The 19,379-nt window shown below is 72.7% G+C and carries 14 protein-coding genes and 1 pseudogene; 9 read left to right on the top strand and 6 right to left on the bottom strand.

What is annotated here, in order from left to right:
- Positions 1-136: 136 nt before the first annotated feature.
- From ACQP2H_RS08430 to ACQP2H_RS08410, 5 genes are all read right to left on the bottom strand, one after another.
- Positions 137-1,183, bottom strand: coding sequence for a LacI family DNA-binding transcriptional regulator (locus ACQP2H_RS08430; RefSeq protein WP_208570746.1), 1,047 nt, complete (start codon positions 1,181-1,183; stop codon positions 137-139).
- Positions 1,184-1,274: 91 nt separating this feature from the next.
- Entirely contained in the window at positions 1,275-2,708 is a 1,434-nt protein-coding gene (locus ACQP2H_RS08425) for a GH1 family beta-glucosidase (protein WP_219468786.1), read from the bottom strand.
- The gene (locus ACQP2H_RS08420; RefSeq protein ID WP_204924033.1) at positions 2,705-3,547 is read right to left on the bottom strand and encodes a carbohydrate ABC transporter permease; all 843 of its coding nucleotides are present in this window, start codon (positions 3,545-3,547) and stop codon (positions 2,705-2,707) included. Before ACQP2H_RS08420 ends, ACQP2H_RS08425 begins: the two co-directional genes overlap by 4 nt.
- A gap of 10 nt (positions 3,548-3,557) precedes the next feature.
- Complete coding sequence (locus ACQP2H_RS08415; RefSeq protein ID WP_204924032.1) at positions 3,558-4,526, bottom strand: carbohydrate ABC transporter permease; 969 nt, start codon at positions 4,524-4,526, stop codon at positions 3,558-3,560.
- A 115-nt stretch (positions 4,527-4,641) separates the two neighbouring features.
- Positions 4,642-5,934: an ABC transporter substrate-binding protein gene (locus ACQP2H_RS08410; protein WP_219468783.1), complete on the bottom strand. Its 1,293-nt coding sequence runs from the start codon at positions 5,932-5,934 to the stop codon at positions 4,642-4,644.
- A 543-nt stretch (positions 5,935-6,477) separates the two neighbouring features.
- On the opposite strand from ACQP2H_RS08410, the gene ACQP2H_RS08405 reads away from it, so the two are divergent.
- Positions 6,478-7,263 carry a pyrimidine reductase family protein gene (locus tag ACQP2H_RS08405; protein ID WP_357537936.1) on the top strand — a complete coding sequence of 262 codons (786 nt, stop codon included), beginning with the start codon at positions 6,478-6,480 and terminating at the stop codon, positions 7,261-7,263.
- A 221-nt stretch (positions 7,264-7,484) separates the two neighbouring features.
- Here ACQP2H_RS08405 and ACQP2H_RS08400 read toward each other — a convergent pair whose 3' ends face one another.
- Positions 7,485-9,026: a M4 family metallopeptidase gene (locus ACQP2H_RS08400; protein WP_219468778.1), complete on the bottom strand. Its 1,542-nt coding sequence runs from the start codon at positions 9,024-9,026 to the stop codon at positions 7,485-7,487.
- Between the two features lie 442 nt (positions 9,027-9,468).
- Here ACQP2H_RS08400 and ACQP2H_RS08395 point away from each other — a divergent pair, with 442 nt between their 5' ends.
- The 8 genes and pseudogenes from ACQP2H_RS08395 to ACQP2H_RS08360 all read left to right on the top strand — a co-directional run bounded on the left by ACQP2H_RS08395 (position 9,469) and on the right by ACQP2H_RS08360 (position 19,308).
- Positions 9,469-11,229 carry an ATP-binding protein gene (locus tag ACQP2H_RS08395; protein ID WP_219468776.1) on the top strand — a complete coding sequence of 587 codons (1,761 nt, stop codon included), beginning with the start codon at positions 9,469-9,471 and terminating at the stop codon, positions 11,227-11,229.
- Positions 11,230-11,242: 13 nt separating this feature from the next.
- Entirely contained in the window at positions 11,243-12,391 is a 1,149-nt protein-coding gene (locus ACQP2H_RS08390; protein WP_357537714.1) for an exonuclease SbcCD subunit D, read from the top strand.
- A pseudogene (locus ACQP2H_RS08385) lies at positions 12,391-14,862 on the top strand (AAA family ATPase). Before ACQP2H_RS08390 ends, ACQP2H_RS08385 begins: the two are co-directional and overlap by 1 nt.
- Before the next feature lie 146 nt (positions 14,863-15,008).
- Complete coding sequence (locus tag ACQP2H_RS08380) at positions 15,009-15,974, top strand: hypothetical protein (protein WP_219468772.1); 966 nt, start codon at positions 15,009-15,011, stop codon at positions 15,972-15,974.
- A gap of 28 nt (positions 15,975-16,002) precedes the next feature.
- Positions 16,003-16,860, top strand: coding sequence for a spermidine synthase (locus ACQP2H_RS08375; protein ID WP_208570737.1), 858 nt, complete (start codon positions 16,003-16,005; stop codon positions 16,858-16,860).
- An 82-nt stretch (positions 16,861-16,942) separates the two neighbouring features.
- On the top strand, positions 16,943-17,647 hold the full coding sequence (locus tag ACQP2H_RS08370; RefSeq protein ID WP_219468769.1) for a sigma-70 family RNA polymerase sigma factor: 705 nt from the start codon (positions 16,943-16,945) through the stop codon (positions 17,645-17,647).
- Positions 17,644-18,426 (top strand): anti-sigma factor family protein, encoded by a 783-nt coding sequence (locus ACQP2H_RS08365; protein ID WP_208570735.1) that lies wholly within the window; start codon positions 17,644-17,646, stop codon positions 18,424-18,426. The genes ACQP2H_RS08370 and ACQP2H_RS08365 overlap by 4 nt, the downstream gene beginning before the upstream one ends.
- Positions 18,427-18,630: 204 nt before the next feature.
- On the top strand, positions 18,631-19,308 hold the full coding sequence (locus tag ACQP2H_RS08360; RefSeq protein ID WP_219468766.1) for a COG4315 family predicted lipoprotein: 678 nt from the start codon (positions 18,631-18,633) through the stop codon (positions 19,306-19,308).
- Positions 19,309-19,379: the final 71 nt, after the last annotated feature.

Here is a 19,379-nt window from a genome sequence, read left to right as displayed (position 1 = left end):
TCGGCCCGGATCGGGAGCGGGCCACCAGCCGCACAGCGCAGCTGCCCGTGCCGCACGGCGGGTGCCGCCTGCGGCGAACCGGGCCATCGCCGGTCAGGCACGGCCCCGGGGTGGAGGCCGGAACTGTCGAAGCGCTTCAGGTGGAGGCACGCTGGATGAGTTCGGTGTCCAGCAGGATGTGCGGGGTGGGGATCTCGTCACCCCGGATGCGGGCCACCAGCAGCCGGGCCATCTGCCGGCCCATCTCCTCCACCGGCTGGAAGACCGTGGTCAGCGGCGGGTCGGCCTGCTGGGCGACCGGGGAGTCGTCGAAACCGATGATCGCGACGTCCTCGGGCACCCGGCGACCCGACTCACGCAGGGTCCGCAGCGCGCCGAACGCCATCAGGTCGGAGGCGACGAAGACCGCGTCCAACTCGGGGCAGGCGTCCAGCAGCCGGCGCATGCACGCCGCGCCGCTGCCCTCGCTGAAGTCCCCGTAGGCGATCATGCGCGGGTCGAGCCCGCCGATGGTGGACTCCACCGCCTCCCGGTAGCCCACCAGGCGGGCCAGGCCGGCGCCCATGTCCTGCGGGCCGGCGATGGTGGCGATCCGGCGTCGGCCCCGCCGGGCCAGGTGCTGCACCGCGTTGCGGGCCCCACCGACGTTGTCGACGTCGACGAACCAGGACGGCCGTGCCCCGGGGCGCAGCATCCGGGCCGGCCGACCGCCGAGCACGGTGGGCAGGTCGCGCTCCTCCAGCAGGGTGGGCAGCGGGTCGGAGTCGTGCAGCGACAGCAGCAGCACCCCGTCGACGTGCTGGTTGGTCAGGTGGTTCTCGACCCGTTCCCGTTCGATCGGGGACTGCACCATGGCGAGCCAGAGTTGCAGCGGCGTCTCCAGCAGGCCGGAGCTGACGCCCCGGACGATGCCGGCGAAGAACGGTTCGGTGAAGACCCGCTCCCCCGACTCGGAGACCACCAGGGCCACCGAGTCGGTGCGCTGGGTGACCAGTGCCCGTGCCGCCCGGTTCGGGACGTACCCCAGCTCGGCGATGGCCTGTTGAACGGCGGCCCGGGCCTCCGGACTGACCTGGGGTGAACCGTTGACCACCCGGGAGACCGTGCCCCGCCCGACACCCGCGCGGGCGGCGACCGCGTCGAGGGTCGGGCGCCCGAGTGACCGGGTGCGTTGCGTTGTCATCGTCTCTCCTCCGACGTCGGACGGTCCCCGCCGTCCGCCCCCGGGGGCGGGCGGCGCGGCGGGGCCGTCCGGAATGCTGGCTGGCCTCTGCCTATTGTGCGGCCAGACCGTTGCGTCGGATCACCTCGGCGTACCACCTGGCGCTGGACTTGGGGATACGGGCCTGGGTGTCGTAGTCGATCCAGACCATCCCGAAGCGCTTGGTGTAACCCCAGGCCCACTCGAAATTATCCATCAGCGACCACGCGAAGTAGCCCCGCAGGGGCACTCCCGCGCCGATCGCCTCGTGGGATGCCCGCAGGTGTGCGTCGAAGTAGGCCAACCGGTCGACGTCGTCGACCCGACCGTCCTGCACGGTGTCGACGAACGCCGAGCCGTTCTCGGTGACGTAGAGCGGCAGGTCGGTGTACTCCTCGTGGACCCGCCGCAGCGTCTCCACGAGGCCCGGTGCGTCGATCTCCCAGTCCATGTCGGTGACCGGGACACCCCGGGTGACGAACCGGACGTCCTCGCTGCCCGGCCAGCAGGACGGTGCCCGCCAGTACTTCTCCGGCTCCTCACCGGCGACCGGGGCGGCCACCACGTGCCGGCTGTAGTAGTTGACGCCGACCAGGTCCAACGGGGTGGAGATGATCTCCAGATCGCCGTCCCGGACGTGTCCGAAGTCGGTCACCTCGGCCAGGTCGGCGGTCAGGTCCGCCGGGTACGACCCGCGCAGCAGCGGGTCGAGGAAGAACCGGTTGGCCAACCCGTCGATGCGGCGGGCGGCGTCGACGTCGGCGGGCGCATCGCTGGCCGGGGTCACCGGGTAGAGGTTGACCGTGACGCCGAGCTGGGCCTGCGGCAGCTTGGCCCGCAGGGCCTGCACGGCGAGCCCGTGACCGAGCATGAGGTGGTGCCCGGCCCGGACCGAGTCCGCCCCGTCGGAACGCCCGGGGGCGTGCGCCCCGGAGCCGTAGCCGAGGAACGCCGAGCACCACGGCTCGTTGAGGGTGGTCCAGTACGTCACCCGGTCACCGACGGCGTCCGCGACCAGGGACGCGTAGTCGGCGAACCGACCGGCGGTGTCCCGGGCCGGCCAGCCGCCCGCGTCCTCCAGCGGCTGGGGCAGGTCCCAGTGGTAGAGGGTGAGCCACGGCTCGATGCCGTTGGCCAGCAGCTCGTCGATCAGCCGCCGGTAGAAGTCCAGACCCTGCTGGTTGGCGCCGCCGGTGCCGCCGGGCTGCACCCGCGGCCAGGAGACCGAGAACCGGTACGACTTGAGGCCCAGCTCGGCCATCATCCGGACGTCGTCGGGCATCCGGTGGTAATGGTCGCAGGCCACGTCCCCGGTGTGCCCGGAAACCACCCGCCCTTCGGTGTGACTGAACGTGTCCCAGATCGACGGGGTCCGGCCGCCCTCGGCGGCGGCCCCCTCGATCTGGTACGCGGCGGTCGCCGCGCCCCACAGGAAGCCGGGCGGGAAGGTCAGTTCCGGCCCCTGGTCGAGTACGCCGACAGCGGGCGGGTGGGTCGGGTTGCTCACGACTTGACGGCGCCTTCCATGATGCCGCCGATGATCTGGCGGCCGAACACGATGAACACGATCACCAGGGGCACGGTGCCGATGGCGGTCGCGGCGAACACCTGCGAGTAGTCGGTGTAGTAGGCGTAGGACAGGAACGCCAGCGACACCTGCAGGGTCGGGTTCTCGGGGGTGAGCACGGCGTACGGCCAGAGGTAGGAGTTCCAGGTCTCCATGAAGGTGAGCAGGCCGAGCACGGCGGCGGCGGGGCGCAGCGCCGGCAGCACGATGTTCCAGAAGATCCGGAAGGTGCTGGCGCCGTCGACCCGGCCGGCCTCGATCAGCTCGTCGGAGATGGCCTGGATGGCGTACTGCCGCATCATGAACACGCCGAATGCGCTGACCAGGAAGGGCACGGTCACCGCGTAGAGGGTGTCGTACCAGCCGAGGTCCTGGATCATGCCCCAGAGCGGGATCAGGCCGAGCTGGGTCGGGATCATCATGGTCACGATGATCGTCAGCAGCAGGGCGTTGCGGCCCCGGAACCGCAGCTTGGCGAAGGCGAACCCGGCCAGCGACCCGGTGATCACCACCGAGACGGTGACCACGGCGGAGACGATCACCGAGTTGAGCAGGCCGGTGAGGAAGTTCGCCGCGTCGTTGTCGAGCACCCGGCCGAAGTTCGCGCCGAACTCGCCGGCCGGGGTGAACGGCGGCGGCACGTCGTTGATCTGGTCGAGGCTACGGGTGGCGATGACCACCATGTAGTAGAAGGGGTACACCGAGAAGAGCACCGCGACGACGAGCGCGATGTAGAGCAGCGGACTGGTGCGCCAGAGGCGCTGGGATGCCTTGTTCACGGCGCGGTCCTCACTTCACCGAACGGCGGACGAGCAGGAAGTTCACCAGCGAGACCAGGGCGATCATGACGAACATGGCCCAGGCCACCGCTGCGCCGTAGCCGGCGGAGCTGAGGTTCTCGATGCCGAGTTCGTACATGTACATCGCCAGGGTCTGGAACTCGCGCTGGTCGCCACCGATGATGTTGCCGTTGCCGAAGACCAGCGGCTCGGTGAAGAGCTGGAGCCCACCGATGGTGGACAGGGTGACCACGAAGACGAAGGTGGGGGTCAGCATCGGCAGGGTGATCCGCCAGAACTGCTTCCACTGGTTGGCGCCGTCGATCGCGGCGGCCTCGTAGAGGTCCTTCGGGATGGCCTGCATGCCGGCCAGCAGGATCAGCGTGTTGTAGCCGGTCCACCGCCAGTTGACCATGGAGGCGATGGCCGTCCAGGAGCTCCACTTCTGGGCGTCCCAGTCGACCGCGTCGACGCCGACCAGGCTGAGCACCCAGTTGATCAGACCGAAGTCGCGCTGGAAGAGCATCCCGAAGACGATCGCCACCGCGGCGACGGAGACCACGTTGGGCATGAAGATGGCCATCCGGAACAGCGTCCGGGCCCGCAGGAAGGTGCGGTTGAGCATGGTGGCCAGGAAGAGTGCCAGGAGCAACTGCGGGATCGTCGACAGGATGAAGATGCCGAACGTGTTGATCGTGGCGTTCCAGAAGTATTCGTCGGTGAACAGCCGGGTGTAGTTGTCGAACCCGATGAAGCTGTGGTCACCGATGAGGTCCCAGTCGTGCAGCGACATCCACGCGGTCCGCAGCATCGGGTAGAACCCGAAGATGCCGAAGATCACGAAGAACGGCGCGATGTAGAGGTAGGGCGAGAGCTTCAGGTCGAGGCGGTTCAGGGTGATCGCCCGGCTGCGCCGCCGGGGAGGTGTGGGGGGTGGTGCGCTGGGCGACGGCGGCGCCGTCGTGGCCGAGAGGCTCATGCGGGGTCCTTTCCCGGCTCCGGCGGGGCCGGTGAGGCGGGCGGTACGTGGAACGGGACGCCATTGGTGGCGCCCGGGACATGCCCGGACGCCACCGCCGGTGGTGGTGCAGTGATCAGAAGGCGCCCTGGGTCTTGGCGTCCTTGAGGAACTGCTCCCAGGCCTTGTCCTTGGGGGACTGCCCGTTCTCGTACGAGCGCAGGGCCGGCTCGAACGCGTTCTCCTTGATCGCCTGGTGCTTCGGGCCGAGGTGCAGCGGCTGGATCTTCTCGACGCTCTCACCGAAGATCTTGCCGGTCGGGGCACCGCTGAAGTACTCGTTGGTGTAGCTGGTGAAGTCCGGGTTCTTCAGCGCCTCGAGGTTGGTCGGCAGCGGGCCCTTGAGCTTGAACGCCTCGACCTGGCTCTTGGCGTTGGTCAGGTACTCGGCGAGCTTCGCCGCCTCCTTCGGGAACTTGCTCTGGGCCGGCACGGCCAGCCACGAGCCGCCCCAGTTGCCCGCGCCGCCGGGAACCGGCGCCACGTCCCACTTGCCCTTGTTCTCCGGGCCGGAGTTGTCGGCGACGATACCGAGCATCCACGACGGGCAGAAGGTGGCCGCGAAGGTGCCCTGCTTGAAGCCGGCCGACCACTCGGGCGACCAGGTGGCGCTCTTCGAGGAGATCTTCGCGTCGGCCATCGCGACCGAGGTCTCCCAGGCGGTCTTCACGGCCGCGCTCTTGTCGGCGACGACGTTGTCTTCCTTGTCGTAGAAGAGGTCACCGCCCTGCTGCACCATGACCGCGCTGGCCGCGGTGGTGACCGAGTCGATCAGGCCCTTGTTGGTGGCCGCGCGGTACTTCTTGCCGGTCTCGATGAAGGCGTTCCAGTCCGGCCAGAGCGCGGCCACCTGGTCCCGCTCGGTCGGCAGCTTGGCCGCGGCGAACAGGTCCTTGCGGTAGCAGACCGCGAGGCTGCCGACGTCGGTGGGCAGGCCGATCAGCCGCCCGTCCGCCGCCTTGCCCAGCTCCCACTTCCACGGCAGGTATTCCTTGCTGTGGTCGGCAATCAGCGGCGCCAGGTCGGCCCAGTTGGCCGGGTTGGTCTTGAACTCGTTGAGGATGCCCTCTTCGAGCGCGGTGACGTCCGCGGCGCCCTTACCGGTGGCGAGCGCCCGGACCACCTTCGGCCGGTACTCGTTGAGCTGCGCGGTCTTGCGCAGCTCGACCTTGATGCCGGTGTCCTTCTCGTACTGCTTGATGATCTCGTCGTATCCGAACTCGCCGAAGGTGTCGACGACCAGCTTGCTGGGCTTGCCGCCGGATTCCTTGGCCTCATCGTCCTTGCCGCAGGCCGCGAGACCGCCGATGGCGGTGACCGCGGCCAGGGCGGCGACCGCGAAACGGTTACGCCGCGTGGTGACGCTCATCCTGACCCCTTTTCGATGGTGAGGCTGGGTTGGTGTGGTGGGGGTGCCGTTGCATGTCCCGGGCCGGTCCGACGTCTGCCGCCGGTCCGTCGGAGGTGGCCGCGGGTGATCCGCACCACGCCCTTGGGAACGCTCCCATGAGATTGCCGGGAGGTGTCGGGGGTGTCAATAGACCGTTGGGAGCGTTCCCAGATCGTTACCAGGTATCGCGTTTATGCCCCTCCACCACCGGGACGCAGGTCGCCGGACGTGGCGCAGCGGGCTGGTCGCCCCGACCCGCTCGGGCGACGACGGGGCCGGCCGGGAGAGCAGCCACCGGGGGCCCGCACCGGCCGCCCGATCGGTGTGCCGACCCGGCGCGGACACCTTCGGCGGCAAGAGCCGAGGGTGGCCGGCAGCCGCCCGCCCCACCGCATAGGCTGCCCGCATGATCTGCCGAGCGTGCCGGCAGCGCAGGCACGACGACTGCCCCGGCCGGACGTGGTGCGACTGCCAGCACCGTACCCCCGCGCCCACCCCCGTGGTCACCGGTCCGGCCGGCGAATGAGCGACGAGATCCCGATCCGGCGGATCTGGCCCGCGCCGGCCACCGGTCCGCTGGACGACGCCGCGCTGACCGCGCTCTACGCCCGCGCCGACACCCCCCGGCTCCGGGTCAACTTCGTCGCCAGCGCCGACGGCGCGGTCACCCTGGACGGTTACTCCGCCGGGCTGTCCGGCGCCCCGGACAAGCGGGTCTTCGGTCTGCTCCGGATGCTCTGCGACGGGCTGCTGGTGGCTGCCGGCACGCTGCGGCACGAGGGCTACCGGGCGATCCGGCTGAGTGCGCCACGGCGGGCCTGGCGACGCGCGCAGGGCCTGGCCGAGTACCCCACGCTGGCGGTCGTCTCCGGGTCGCTGCGGCTCGACCCGGCGCAGGCCGCCTTCGCCGACGCCCCGGTGCGCCCGGTGGTGCTGACCACCGAGACGGCCGTCGCACCGCCCGGCCTCACCGACGCCGTCGACCTGGTGCGGGTCGGCCGGGACACCGTCGATCTCGCCGCCGGCCTGGCCGCGCTGCGTCGACGCGGACTGGGGCAACTGCTCTGCGAGGGTGGTCCGCACCTGTTCGGCGCGCTCACCGCGGCCGACCTCGTCGACGAACTCTGCCTGACCGTCGCCCCGCTGTTGGCCGGGGCCGGCCCGGGGCGGATCACCGCCGGACCGCACAGCCCGCCCCGACCGCTGCCGCTGCGGCACACGCTGGCCGCCGGGGACGGCGTGCTCATGCTGCGCTACGCCCGCGACCCGGCGGACACGCCGTCCGCCGGGGCCGCACCCGCCGGCTGAGGCCGGCACCCTGCGGCGGTCCGCCGGGCGCGCGCCGCCCGACACCACAGGCAGCCGGGGTACGCCGCCGAGTCCGGCCCGGGTGCGACGGCCCGGCCGGTCGACCGGCGGGGCGGGACCCGCACGACACGGGGCGTGGCCACACCGCCCGGTGTGGCCACGCCCCGCGGATGAACGCGACGGTCCGGCGGCGACGGAGAGCCGTCGCCGCCGGACCGGGATCAGCTGACGCTCACGGCCGCCCAGGCGGCGGCGACCGTCTTGTACTCGGTGCTGGTCGCGCCGTACAGGTCGGTGGCGGCCGACAGGGTCGCGGTGCGGGCGCCCTTGTAGTTGGTGGTGGTGGTCATGTAGCGGGTCAGCGCCCGGTACCAGATCGCTCCGGCCTTGGTGTTGCCGATGCCGGTGATGGTGGTGCCGTTGCAGGTCGTGCTGGTGCCGTAGGAGGAGGTGCCGCTGCCCACGGCGAGCAGGTAGAAGAAGTGGTTGGCCACGCCCGAGGAGTAGTGCACGTCCAGGCCGCCGACCGAGCTGCTCCAGCAGTCCGCCGACTTGCCGTCCTTGGAGGGCTTGTCCATGTAGCGCAGCGGGGTGCCGGTGCTGCGCAGCTTCTCCCCGATCAGGTAGTCGCCCGGGTCCTTGGCGCTGGCCGCGTAGAACTCGACCAGGGTGCCGAAGATGTCGCTGGTGGCCTCGTTGAGGCCACCGGACTCGCCGCTGTAGCGCAGCCCGGCGGTGTTGCTGGTGACCCCGTGGGTCATCTCGTGCCCGGCCACGTCGAGCGAGGTCAGCGGGTACCAGCCGGAACCGCCGTCGCCGTAGGTCATGCAGAAGCAGGCGTCCTGCCAGAACGCGTTGGCGTAGTTGCTGCTGTAGTGCACCCGGCTGTACGCGCCGACGCCGTCGTTGCGGATGCCGTTGCGGCCGTGCGCGCTCTTGTAGTAGTCCCAGGTCTTCTGCGCGCCGAAGGCGGCGTCGGCGGCGGCGGTCTGCCGGTTGGTCAGGGTGCCGTTGCCGAACACGTTGTTGGTGCTGGTGACCAGGGTGCCGGTGCCGCTGGTCCTGCCGTTGAGGTCGTAGGTGCGGTGGTTGCCCCGGGCCGGGTCGGCGAGCTGGTAGGTGCTGCCGGACAGGTTGCTGCCGACCGAGACCGTGCCCGAGTGGAAGGTGTTGCCGGTGCCCTCCCGCTGCACGCCCTCCCACGAGTCGCGGACCGCGCCGGTGGTGGCGTCGACCAGCACGTGCAGCTCGCTCGGGGTGCCGTCGGCGTGGGTGCCGCCGACCACCACCTCGTAGGCGAGGGTGGTCGCGGTGTCACCGGCGTCGAAGACGAGCTGCGCGCCGGCCACGGAGCGGCCGGTGGCGGTCGATGCGGCGTACGCGATCTTGCTGGCGGCGGCCTCGCTGAGCTTGGCCTTCGGGGCGCGTTGCGGGGCGTTGGCGAGGCGGTGGGTGGCGCCGCGCCAGGAGTCGCCCTTGCCGAGGTGGACGACCAGGTCGCCGCCGAGGACGGGCAGACCGTCGGAGTAGCGGTTGAGCCGGACGTGCTCGGTGCCGTCGGCGTCGGTCACCACGTTGCGGGGGGTGAACGTCTGGCCGTCGGCGGCGAGGCCGGCACCGGAGTGGGCCTTGAGCTGGGCGACCGCGCGGGTGAACGGGTCGGCGGTACCGGTGGGTGCGGCGGTGGCCGCCGTGGGCACCGTGACGACGGTGGCCAGGAGAGCGGCCGTGGCGAGGCCGCTCATCAGGGGGGTTCGGCGCATCGGGGTTCTGCCTCCACAGGGACAGTCGGGGGGGTGCCGACTGACGATGGCCCGCCGGTGGTGGACCGTGGGCCGGTCACGTGTCCGCAGGTTACGGGCGTGACAACCGGCACCGAAGGAAGAAGATCCTCGATGTCGGCTGTGGCTATTCTCAGCCCAACCGGCCGGTTTCTGTCACGCCCTGGACCGAGATTTTTTCGGAGTATTTCCGTCACCCCGCGCCACCTGCCGAAACGCGGTCACCCGCACCCGACATCTCGACCGTCGGTGACCGCACACTCCCCCCGGGTCACCGAATCGGCGGTCGTACGCCTCCCCGGGGTCGCCGCCACGGCCGCCCGCCGGTGGCGTCCGCCGCGTCGCGTGGCAACCTGTCGCACTCCTCGGGCAGGATGCAGGTCGTGCGCCCTGACCGAGACGACCAGCTGACCGGAGCCCGCGGATGACCGACGACCGGATCGACGGCCGGATCGACAGCCCCGGCGAGCCCGTCGGCCGGGTGCTCGGCACCGCCGACGCCACCCCGTTGCAGTTCTGGACGGCCGTCTCCCCGGGCAGCTACCTCCAGCTCGACGACGTGGTGGTCACCCGGCGCGACCTGCCCGACCGGGAACCGGTCACCATCGCCGGGGTGGTCACCCAGGTCCGCGCCCGGCACGAGGGCGCCCAGTTCGAGTCGGACGTCTTCGCCATCGCCGACGGCACCCTCCCGGCCCAGGTGCAGGAGGCCGCCGAGATCACCACCACCCGGGTCGACCCGGAGCTGTACGTGCCGCCCGCGCCGGGCGCGACGGTCTACCGGGCCGAGGGCGACGCCCGCGCCCGCGCGCTGCACTTCGACCGGATGGAACGGCGCATCCCGATGGGGATGGGCCGCGACGGCGTCCCGGTCTACCTCAACGCCGACTTCCTCGACGGCAGCCGGGGCGCACACGTGTCGATCTCCGGCATCTCCGGGGTGGCCACCAAGACCAGCTTCGCCACCTTCCTGCTCTACTCGGTGTTCCGTTCCGGGGTGCTGGGCGGCGACGCGGTCAACGCCAAGGCGCTGATCTTCAACGTCAAGGGCGAGGACCTGCTCTTCCTCGACCACCCCAACGCCCGTCTCGACGATCCCACCCGGGCCGCGTACGCCAAGCTGGGGCTGGCCGCGGGGGCGTTCCCCGACGTGCGGGTGTACGCCCCGCCCCGGGTCGGCGACGCCTCCGGCACCCCCGACGTGAGCAGCCGGCTCACCGGCGTCGACGCCTTCTACTGGACGCTGAGCGAGTTCTGCGCCGAACGCCTCCTGCCGTACGTCTTCGCCGACGCCGACGACGAACGCCAGCAGTACACGATGGTGGTGCACTCGGTCACCGCCCACCTGGCCCGCTACGCCCAGCCCGCCGACGGTGGGGTCAGCGTCGACGGGGTGCGCCTCGGCTCCTACGCCGACCTCGTCGACCACGTCGTCGAGCAGCTCAACGACGACGAGACCCGGGGCGACTGGGCGGGCAGCGCGGTCGGCCTGGGCACCGTCAACGCGTTCGCCCGCCGGCTGATCGGCAGCAAGAAGGACCTGGGTCGACTGATCCGGGGCGACCTGGCCACCCGCCGCCCGCACGCGATCAACACCGCCGAGAGCGCCCAGGTCACCGTGGTCGACCTGCACAACCTCCCGGACCGCGCGCAGCGCTTCGTGGTCGGCGTGACGCTGCGCGGCGAGTTCGAACGCAAGGAGAAGTCCGGCACCGCCAAGCCGCTGCTCTTCGTCGTCCTCGACGAGCTCAACAAGTACGCCCCCCGCGAGGGCTCCTCCCCGATCAAGGAGGTGCTGCTCGACATCGCCGAGCGGGGCCGGTCGCTCGGGGTGATCCTGGTCGGCGCGCAGCAGACGGCCAGCGAGGTCGAGCGGCGGATCGTCACCAACTCGGCGATCCGGGTGGTCGGCCGGCTCGACCCGGCCGAGGCGTCCCGCCCGGAGTACGGCTTCCTCCCACCGGCCCAGCGGCAACGCGCCCTGCTGGCCAAGCCGGGCACCATGTTCGTCAACCAGCCGGACATCCCGGTCCCGCTGTGCCTGGAGTTCCCCTTCCCGGCCTGGGCGACCCGGGTGTCCGAGGCGGGCCGGGCCCCGTCGGAGACGCTGCGTTCGATCACCGGCTCGATCGACCCGTTCGCCGTGGTCGGCTCGGGCGGCGCCGACGACGACATTCCGTTCTAGGGGGCTGGCCGCCATGAAGATCCTGCACACCTCCGACTGGCACGTCGGCAAGGTGCTCAAGGGGCAGTCCCGGGCCGAGGAGCACAAGCAGGTGCTGGCCGGGGTCATGGAGATCGCCCACGCCGAGCGCCCCGACCTCGTCATCGTCGCTGGTGACCTCTACGACACGGCCGCGCCGAGCCCGGAGGCGACCCGGCTGGTCACCCGGGCGTTGACCGCGCTGCGCCGGACCGGGGCCGACGTGGTGGCGATCGGCGGCAACCACGACAACGGCCACGCCCTCGACGCGTTGCGCCCCTGGGCGGAGGCGGCCGGCATCACCCTGCGCGGCGGGGTCCGCGACAACCCGGCCGAGCACGTCATCGACGGCGTCACCGCCGACGGTGAGCGGTGGCAGCTCGCCGCGCTGCCCTTCCTGTCCCAGCGGTACGCGGTCCGCGCGGTGGAGATGTACGAGCTGACCGCCGCCGAAGCCACCCAGACCTACGCCGACCACCTCGGCCGGGTGCTGGCGAAGCTGACCGAGGGTTTCACCGAGCCGGACCGGGTGCACCTGGTCACCGCCCACCTCACCGTGGTCGGGGCGAGCACCGGTGGCGGCGAGCGGGACGCGCACACCGTCCTCGGCTACGCGGTGCCGACGTCGGTCTTCCCGGGCACCGCGCACTACGTGGCCCTGGGGCACCTGCACCGGTCGCAGCGGGTGATCGGCCCGTGCCCGATCCGCTACAGCGGCAGCCCGCTCGCGGTCGACTTCGGCGAGCAGGAGAACGTCTGCTCGGTGACCCTGGTCGAGGTGGGCGCGCACTCCGCCGCCCGGATCCGGGAGGTGCCGGTGTCGGCGGCGGTGCCGCTGCGTACGGTGCGCGGCACCCTCGCCCAACTGGCCGAGGCCGACCCGCCCGAGGGCTGGCTGCGGGTGTTCGTCCGGGAGCAGCCCCGGGCCGGCCTGCGGGAGGAGGTGCAGGAGCTGTTCCCCCGCGCGTTGGAGATCCGGATCGACCCCGAGCTGCTGCCCACCCCGGGCAGCGGCACCCGGGTCGCCCAGCGGGCCGGCCGCTCCCCCCGCGAGCTGTTCGCCGACTACCTGGGCAGCCGGGGGCACGACGACGACGGGGTCCGGGACCTCTTCGACGAGTTGCTGGAGGAGGTGGAGCGCTGATGCGACCGATGCGGCTGGACCTGGCCGGTTTCACCGTCTTCCGCGACGAGACCACCGTCGACTTCACCGACGCCGACTTCTTCGCCCTGGTCGGGCCGACCGGCTCGGGCAAGTCGACGGTGCTGGACGCGATCTGCTTCGTCCTCTACGGCTCGGTGCCCCGCTGGGGTGGCGCCCGAGGGCTGGCAAACGCGCTCGCCCCGTCGGCGGTGGAGGCCCGGGTCCGGTTGGTCTTCGAGTCGGCCGGCGACCGGTACGTGGCGACCCGGGTGGTCCGCCGCGACGGCCGGGGCACGGTCAAGACCGCCAACGCCGGGTTGCAGCTGATGCCGCCCGGGTTCGACATCACCAAGCTCGACACCGGGCTCAGCCCGGAGGACCTGGGCGAGGTGCTGGCCGGCACCCCGGCCGAGATGGAACAGGCCGTGCTGGACGCGGTCGGGCTGCCGTACGAGCAGTTCACCTCCTGCGTGGTGCTGCCGCAGGGGCAGTTCGCCGACTTCCTGCACGCCAAGCCGGCCACCCGGCAGCAGATCCTGGTCAACCTGCTCGGCCTCGGCGTCTACGAGAACGTGCAGAAACGGGCCACCGAACGCGCCGGGCAGGCCGAGGCGAAGCTGGAGGCGGTCGCCCGGGTGCTCGGCGGGTTGACCGACGTCGACGACGCGACGCTGGCCACCGCGTCCGCGCAGGTCGACCGGATCCGGGAGCTGTCGGTGGCGGTGGCGGCGGCCGTACCGGAGCGGGAGCGGGCGTGGGCGGCGGCGCGGGAGGCCACGGCGGCGCTGGCGGCGCTCGACGCCGATCTGGCCGGGCTGGCGGGGTGCGCGCCCCCGCCGGGGTGGCCGAGGTGGCCCACGCGGTGAGCACCGCGCGGGCGGCGGTCGACGCGGCGGCCCGCACCGTGGCGTTGGCCGAGGAGCGGGAGGAGAAGCTGCGCGGCGAGTTGGCGGGCGCGGGCGACGAGAGCGCCCTGCGGCTGCTGCTGCGCGCGCACGCCGACGCGGAGCGGCTCGCCGGCGAGGCGGACACGGTCCGGGCGGCGCTGGACGCGGCGCGGGCCGCGCACGACACGGCGGTGGCGGCGCTCGACGCGGCCCGGGAGGCGGCGGCACGGGCCGAGGCCGAGCTGGAGGCGGCGTTCCGGGCGCACGAGGAGGCCAAGGCCACCGACCAGGCGGTCGCGCTCCGGGCGCACCTGGTCGACGGCGCGACCTGCCCGGTCTGCGTGCAGCCGGTGCCCCGGGTGCCGGCGTTGCCGGCCGGTTCGGCGGTGGCTGCGGCGACCGCCGCCGGCAAGGCGGCCCGGGCGGCCAGCAAGGCCGCGCAGGCGCTGGTCGACGAGCGGGACACCGCCGCCCGGGAGCGGGACCGGACACTGGTCCGGCTGCGGGCCCAGCACGACCAGCTGCACGGCCGGCTGACCGAGCTGGCCGGGCAGCTCGCCGGGGCGGCCACCCCGGCGGCGCTGCGCGACCAGCTCGCCGAGCACGCCCGGCTGCGGCAGGCACTCGACGAGGCGGCGGCGGCGGTACGGTCCGGCCGGGACGCCGCCCGGCGGGCCCGGGGGCGGCCGACACCGCCGAGGAGCGGCTGCGGGCCGCCTGGCGGGACTTCGACACCACCCGGGACGGGCTGGCCCGGTTCGGGCCGCCGGCCGCCGACCGGGACGACGTCGCCGCCGCCTGGACGGCCCTGGTCGGGTGGGCCGGCGCGCAGGCCGGGCGACGACGGGCCGAGCGGGACGCTCTGGTCGAGGCGGTGCACATGGCGCGGTCGGCCGCCGAGTCGGTCGAGGAACGCCTCGGCGGCCTGCTCGACGCCGCCGGGCTGCCCCCGCCGACGACCCGGCGCAGGCGGTCGCGGTGGCCGCCGAGCGGGCCGAGGCCGACCTGCGGCGGATCACCGAACGCCGCGCGCAGGCCCTCCAGCTGCGGGAACAGCGCGCCGAGCACGAACGGCAGGCGCGTACGGCGCGGGCGCTGGCCGGGCACCTGCGGGCCAACAACTTCGAGCGGTGGCTGTTGGCCGAGGCGTTGGACCTGCTGGTCGACGGGGCCTCCCGGATCCTGCGGGAGCTGTCCCAGGGGCAGTACGACCTGGTCCACGACAAGGGTGAGTTCTTCGTGGTCGACCACCACGACGCGGGGCTGCGCCGGGGGGTGCGGACGCTGTCCGGCGGGGAGACGTTCCAGGCGTCGCTGGCGCTGGCGCTGGCCCTGTCCGAGCAGCTCGCCGGGATGTCCACCACCGCCGCCAGCCTGGAGTCGATCGTGTTGGACGAGGGGTTCGGCACCCTCGACGCGGCCACCCTGGACATCGTCGCCGCCACCCTGGAGAGCCTGGCCGCCCGGGGTGACCGGATGGTCGGCGTGGTCACCCACGTGCCGGCGCTGGCCGAGCGCATCCCGGTGCGTTTCGAGGTCCGCAAGGACGCCCGCACGGCCCACGTCGAACGGACCGGCCGGTGAGCGCGAGGAGCGCAGCGCAGCGGAGCCCCGCAGTCGCGAACGAAAGGCGGGCCCGGTGAGCGCGAGGAGTGCAGCGCAGCGGAGCCCCGCAGTCGCGAACGAAAGGCGGGCCCGGTGAGCGCGAGGTCGGTTCGTGGGGCGGTGACGTGACCGGGCCGCAGCTGTTCGTGGACGCCTGGGACCCGTCCTACGGGGCGTCGTTCGAGGCGACGCCGGGTGGGCCGGTGACGCCGAGCAGCACCCAGGTCGACACCGACGTGGAACTGCCGGCGGTGGACTGGCGGGCGATCGGGCCGCGCCCGGGGGTGGCCGCCCCGGACGTGGTGCTGCTCGTCGACGGGGTACGCCGGATCGACGCCAGCGTGTGGACGGCCGAGGAGGACGGTGCCTCGTACCCGGGGATCGCCGCCTCGTACGCGGCCGGGGTGGTCCGTTGTGACCTGGAGCGCGGCGCGGCCGAGCTGGCCGGGGCACGGGTGGGTCGGGGCCTGTTCACGGCCAGCCCGTCGGCGCAGGAGGTGGCCTGCGGGCAGGTGCGCTACCCGGTGCACCGGGTCGGCGGCACCGGGGAGCTGAGCAAGCTGCCCGCAGCGGTGCAGGCCCCGCTGACCGCCCTGGAGGTCGCCGTGTCCGACGCGGCCCGCACCGACGGGGACCTGCTGGTGGTGGACGGCCCGCTGCGGGCGCGTCGGCAGCTGCCGCGCACCCTGGGCTACATCAAGACCCAGCACAGCCAGTATCTCGACGCCCGGCTCACCGCCGTGGTCACCGGGCTGGGCTCCGGCCAGCGGTCCCCGGTGTTCCGGCTCGGCACCGCCTGGGGTGGCTGGTCGTGGTACCTGCGGCTGCCGGTGACGGTGGGTGCGCCGTGGGCCGGGATCGTCCGGCTGGAGTGCTCGCCCGACCTCGAACCGCAGGACGCGATCGCGCTGGCCGACCTGTCGCTGGTCACCCTGCCCCGGTTCGCCTCCTCGCCGTACAAGGACCCCCGGGCCCCGCAGAACCTGGTGCCGATCGCCGGGTTGGAGCGGCGGCTGCGCGGGCTGCTGGGCGACGCCCGGTTGCTGCACCGCGCGCTGACCATGGCCAGCCGCAGCGGGATGCGTCGCTGATGGGCCACGACCATGGGAGGTGCCGCTGATGGGCCGCCGTCGGGGCGACGATCGGATCGTCGTGGACGTGGACACCGGTCGGGCCGAGCTGGTGCCGGACCCGGACCGGCCGCGCTCGTGGACGCTGCTGCTCGACGACGCCCCGCAGTCGCACGTGGACCTGGCCGACCCGACGCACCTGGAGTTCGAGTACGTCCGCCGGTTCGGCGCGGCGCTGGACCTGCTCGCCCCGCCGGGGGCCCCGCTGCGGGTGCTGCACCTGGGCGGCGGCGCGCTGACCCTGCCCCGGTACGTGCAGGTCACCCGGCCCGGGTCGACGCAGCGGGTCGCCGAGGTCGACGGCGCGCTGGTGGAGCTGGTCCGCCGAGAGCTGCCCTGGCCGGCCGACTCCCGGCTGAAGGTGCGGGTCGCCGACGCCCGGGCCACCCTGGAGGCCAGCCGCGACGGAGGGTACGACGTGGTGGTCGCCGACGTCTTCGCCGGTGCGCGTACCCCCGCCCACCTGACCAGCGCGGAGTACGCGGGGCAGGTGGCCCGGGTGCTCGCGCCGGGCGGCTGGTACCTGGCCAACCTGGCCGACGGTCCACCGTTGCGGCACGCCCGCGCCCAGGTGGCGACGGTGCGTTCGGTGCTGCCCCGGGCCGCCCTGGTCGGTGACGCGGCCGTGCTGCGGGGGCGGCGGCACGGCAACCTGGTGCTGGTGGCGGGGCGGGTCGAGCCGCCGGTGCCGGAGTTGACCCGCCGCGCGGCCGGGGACTGGTTCCCCGGTCGGGTGCTGGCCGGCGACCAGTTGGACCGGTTCGTGGCCGGCGCGGCGGTGGTCACCGACGCGGACGCCACGGGCTCCGTTCCGCCGCCGCCAGGAATTTTTTCGGTCCGCCGTTGATCCGCCGGGATGGGCGTTCCGTATCAAGGGTCGGCGCCCTCCCCGTGGGCCCGCTGATGTCGGTGGACAGCAGGAGGTCTGGATGAGTGCGGTCGCGGCCGGCTTGCACGGCGAATTGGCCAGGCCAGGGTGGATGTTCGCCCGGGCCCAGCCGCAGTCGCGTGCGTCGAGGTCAAGCCGGGGGGTCGACGCCGGCCCCACCGATCGCCAGAATGGCCCGGTGACTCCGCGGTCGGCGCCCGGGCGGCACCAGGCCCCGGCGACGACCCCGGAGGCGAGCCACTCCGACCAGTTGGTCCGGCTGCTCTACGCCGAGCACGCCGGCCCGCTGCTGATGTTCGTGATGCGGTTGACCGGTGGTGACCGGCAGCGCGCCGAGGACATCGTCCAGGAGACGCTGCTGCGGGCCTGGCGCAACGCGCACCGGCTGGGCGTGCAGGGGCAGGGTTCGCTGCGGCCCTGGCTGGTCACGGTGGCCCGGCGGATCGCCATCGACGAGCACCGCAGCGAGCAGGCCCGCCCGCCGGAGACGTACGACCGGGATCTGACGGCGTTCGCCGAGGCGGACAGCACCGACCGGGTGCTGCGCACCATGACGGTGGCGGACGCGCTGCGTACGTTGAGCCAGTCGCACCGGGAGATCCTGGTGGCGACGTACTTCCGTGGCCGGACGGTGCCGGAGGCGGCCGAGGAGTTGGGCCTGCCGCTGGGCACCGCGAAGTCGCGGGTCTACTACGCGCTGCGCGCGCTGCGCACGGCCCTACAGGAGAGGGGGGTGACGGAATGAGCCGGGCAGACCATATGGACGTAGCCGCCTACGCGCTCGGCGTCCTGGACGTGCAGGACACCGAACGGTTCGAGGAACACCTCGCGACCTGCTGGGCGTGTGCCGCCGAGTTGGAGACCATGGTCCCGGTGGTGGGGCTGCTCTCCGACATCGACGGCGAGACGATGATGGCGATGGAGCAGACCGCGACGGACCCGCGGCTGTTGGACCGTACCCTGGTCGCGGTCCGTACCCACCGGCGCAAGGCCCGGTTCCGGCAGGTGCTGTCGATGGCCGCCGCGGTGGTGGCGGTCGGCGCGCTCAGCGGCGTCGGTGTGGCCACCTTCGGCAACCCGGGTGGCGGTTCCGGCCCGGTGATCGCCGAGCCGAGCCGGTCCGCGCCGGTGGACGGGCCGGCGAGCCCGCAGCCGACCCGGTCGGGGCCGTCGGTGGGTGGCACCGAGATCGAGGGCGACCAGTTCGACGCGACCGACGGCAGCACCGGGGTGAAGACCACCATGTGGCTCGCCAGCAAGGAGTACGGCACCTGGATCGGGTTCAACCTGACCCGGCTGCCCGGCCCGCGCACCTGCCGGCTGGTGGTCATCCGCAAGAACGACACCACCGAGGTGATCTCCACCTGGGCGGTGCCGGGAACGGGTTACGGCACCACCGCCAACCCGCAGAATCTCCAGTTGGAGGCGTCCACCTCGGCGCCGCGCGGTGAGATCGCGAAGTTGCAGGTGCAGTCGGTGGACGCCAACGGGGTGGCGAGTCCGCTGGTGACCCTGGTTCCCTGAACCAACCGTCGAAACGGCGTCGACCCGGTCCGGGTCGACGCCGTTTCGGCTTTCCGGGCCCGGAGGGTGCCTCTGCTGGCGCACACGTACGGCCGGCCGGAACGGTTCAACGAATCAGATGTGAAATGGCCCACTGTAGATCGTTCAACCTTGACAGTGGACGCTCCGTACTACTCGGTGAACCGCCAAGAATGAGGAGGGCACGTGGCAAAGATCAAGCGGACGACCGTCATCGTCGCGAGCGCGGTGGTCGCACTCACGGCCTGCGCACCCGCAGGTTACAACGGAGCGAACTCCAGCGCAGCCGAGCCGGTCGCCGTCGCCGCGGCCGAGCCCACCGCGTCGGTCGAGCCGGATACCTCGGCCTCCCCCGGTGCGCCCGGCGCCTCGGGCGCCCCCGCCGCCGACCAGGCGCCGCCCCCGGCCAACGTTCAGCTCACCGACCAGCTCGTCGGTAAGAAGATCGCCCGGATGGGCAAGGTCGTGGTGGACCAGGAAGGCTTCATCCTCTACCGCTTCGACAAGGACTCCGACGATCCGCCGTCGTCGAACTGCGTCGACAAGTGCGCCCAGGTCTGGCCGCCCGCGCTGACCGACGGCAACCCGCAGCTCCAGGGCGTCTCCGACGACAAGGTCGGCACCGTCACCCGCCAGGACGGCACCCGCCAGATCACCATCGGTGGTTGGCCGGTCTACCGCTACATCGGCGACAAGAAGGCCGGCCAATGGAAGGGCCAGGGCGTCGGCGGCACCTGGTTCGTGGTCGACCCGAACGGCAAGAAGAACCTGACCTGCCTGCCCACCGGCACCCCGAAGGCGGTCGCCCCGCCGGCGGCCGGCGACTCGGGCGGCTCCAGCAGCGGCGGCGACTACACCTACTGATCCAGCATCAGCCGGGACACGGTGGCCGGTCGCAGCCGGGGAGGGCGCGGCCGGCCACCGGCACACCAGGG

The organism is Micromonospora sp. CA-248260, assembly GCF_050942205.1.
Taxonomy (GTDB): domain Bacteria; phylum Actinomycetota; class Actinomycetes; order Mycobacteriales; family Micromonosporaceae; genus Micromonospora; species Micromonospora antibiotica.
This window is presented reverse-complemented; position numbering and strand designations above follow the sequence as displayed.

Coding starts and splice junctions, on each gene's coding strand:
- ACQP2H_RS08375 (WP_208570737.1), top strand. CDS start 16,003: ATGGGCCGCCGTCGGGGCGACGATCGGATCGTCGTGGACGTGGACACC.
- ACQP2H_RS08370 (WP_219468769.1), top strand. CDS start 16,943: ATGAGTGCGGTCGCGGCCGGCTTGCACGGCGAATTGGCCAGGCCAGGG.
- ACQP2H_RS08390 (WP_357537714.1), top strand. CDS start 11,243: ATGAAGATCCTGCACACCTCCGACTGGCACGTCGGCAAGGTGCTCAAG.
- ACQP2H_RS08410 (WP_219468783.1), bottom strand. CDS start 5,934: ATGAGCGTCACCACGCGGCGTAACCGTTTCGCGGTCGCCGCCCTGGCC.
- ACQP2H_RS08405 (WP_357537936.1), top strand. CDS start 6,478: ATGAGCGACGAGATCCCGATCCGGCGGATCTGGCCCGCGCCGGCCACC.
- ACQP2H_RS08415 (WP_204924032.1), bottom strand. CDS start 4,526: ATGAGCCTCTCGGCCACGACGGCGCCGCCGTCGCCCAGCGCACCACCC.
- ACQP2H_RS08365 (WP_208570735.1), top strand. CDS start 17,644: ATGAGCCGGGCAGACCATATGGACGTAGCCGCCTACGCGCTCGGCGTC.
- ACQP2H_RS08400 (WP_219468778.1), bottom strand. CDS start 9,026: ATGCGCCGAACCCCCCTGATGAGCGGCCTCGCCACGGCCGCTCTCCTG.
- ACQP2H_RS08395 (WP_219468776.1), top strand. CDS start 9,469: ATGACCGACGACCGGATCGACGGCCGGATCGACAGCCCCGGCGAGCCC.
- ACQP2H_RS08430 (WP_208570746.1), bottom strand. CDS start 1,183: ATGACAACGCAACGCACCCGGTCACTCGGGCGCCCGACCCTCGACGCG.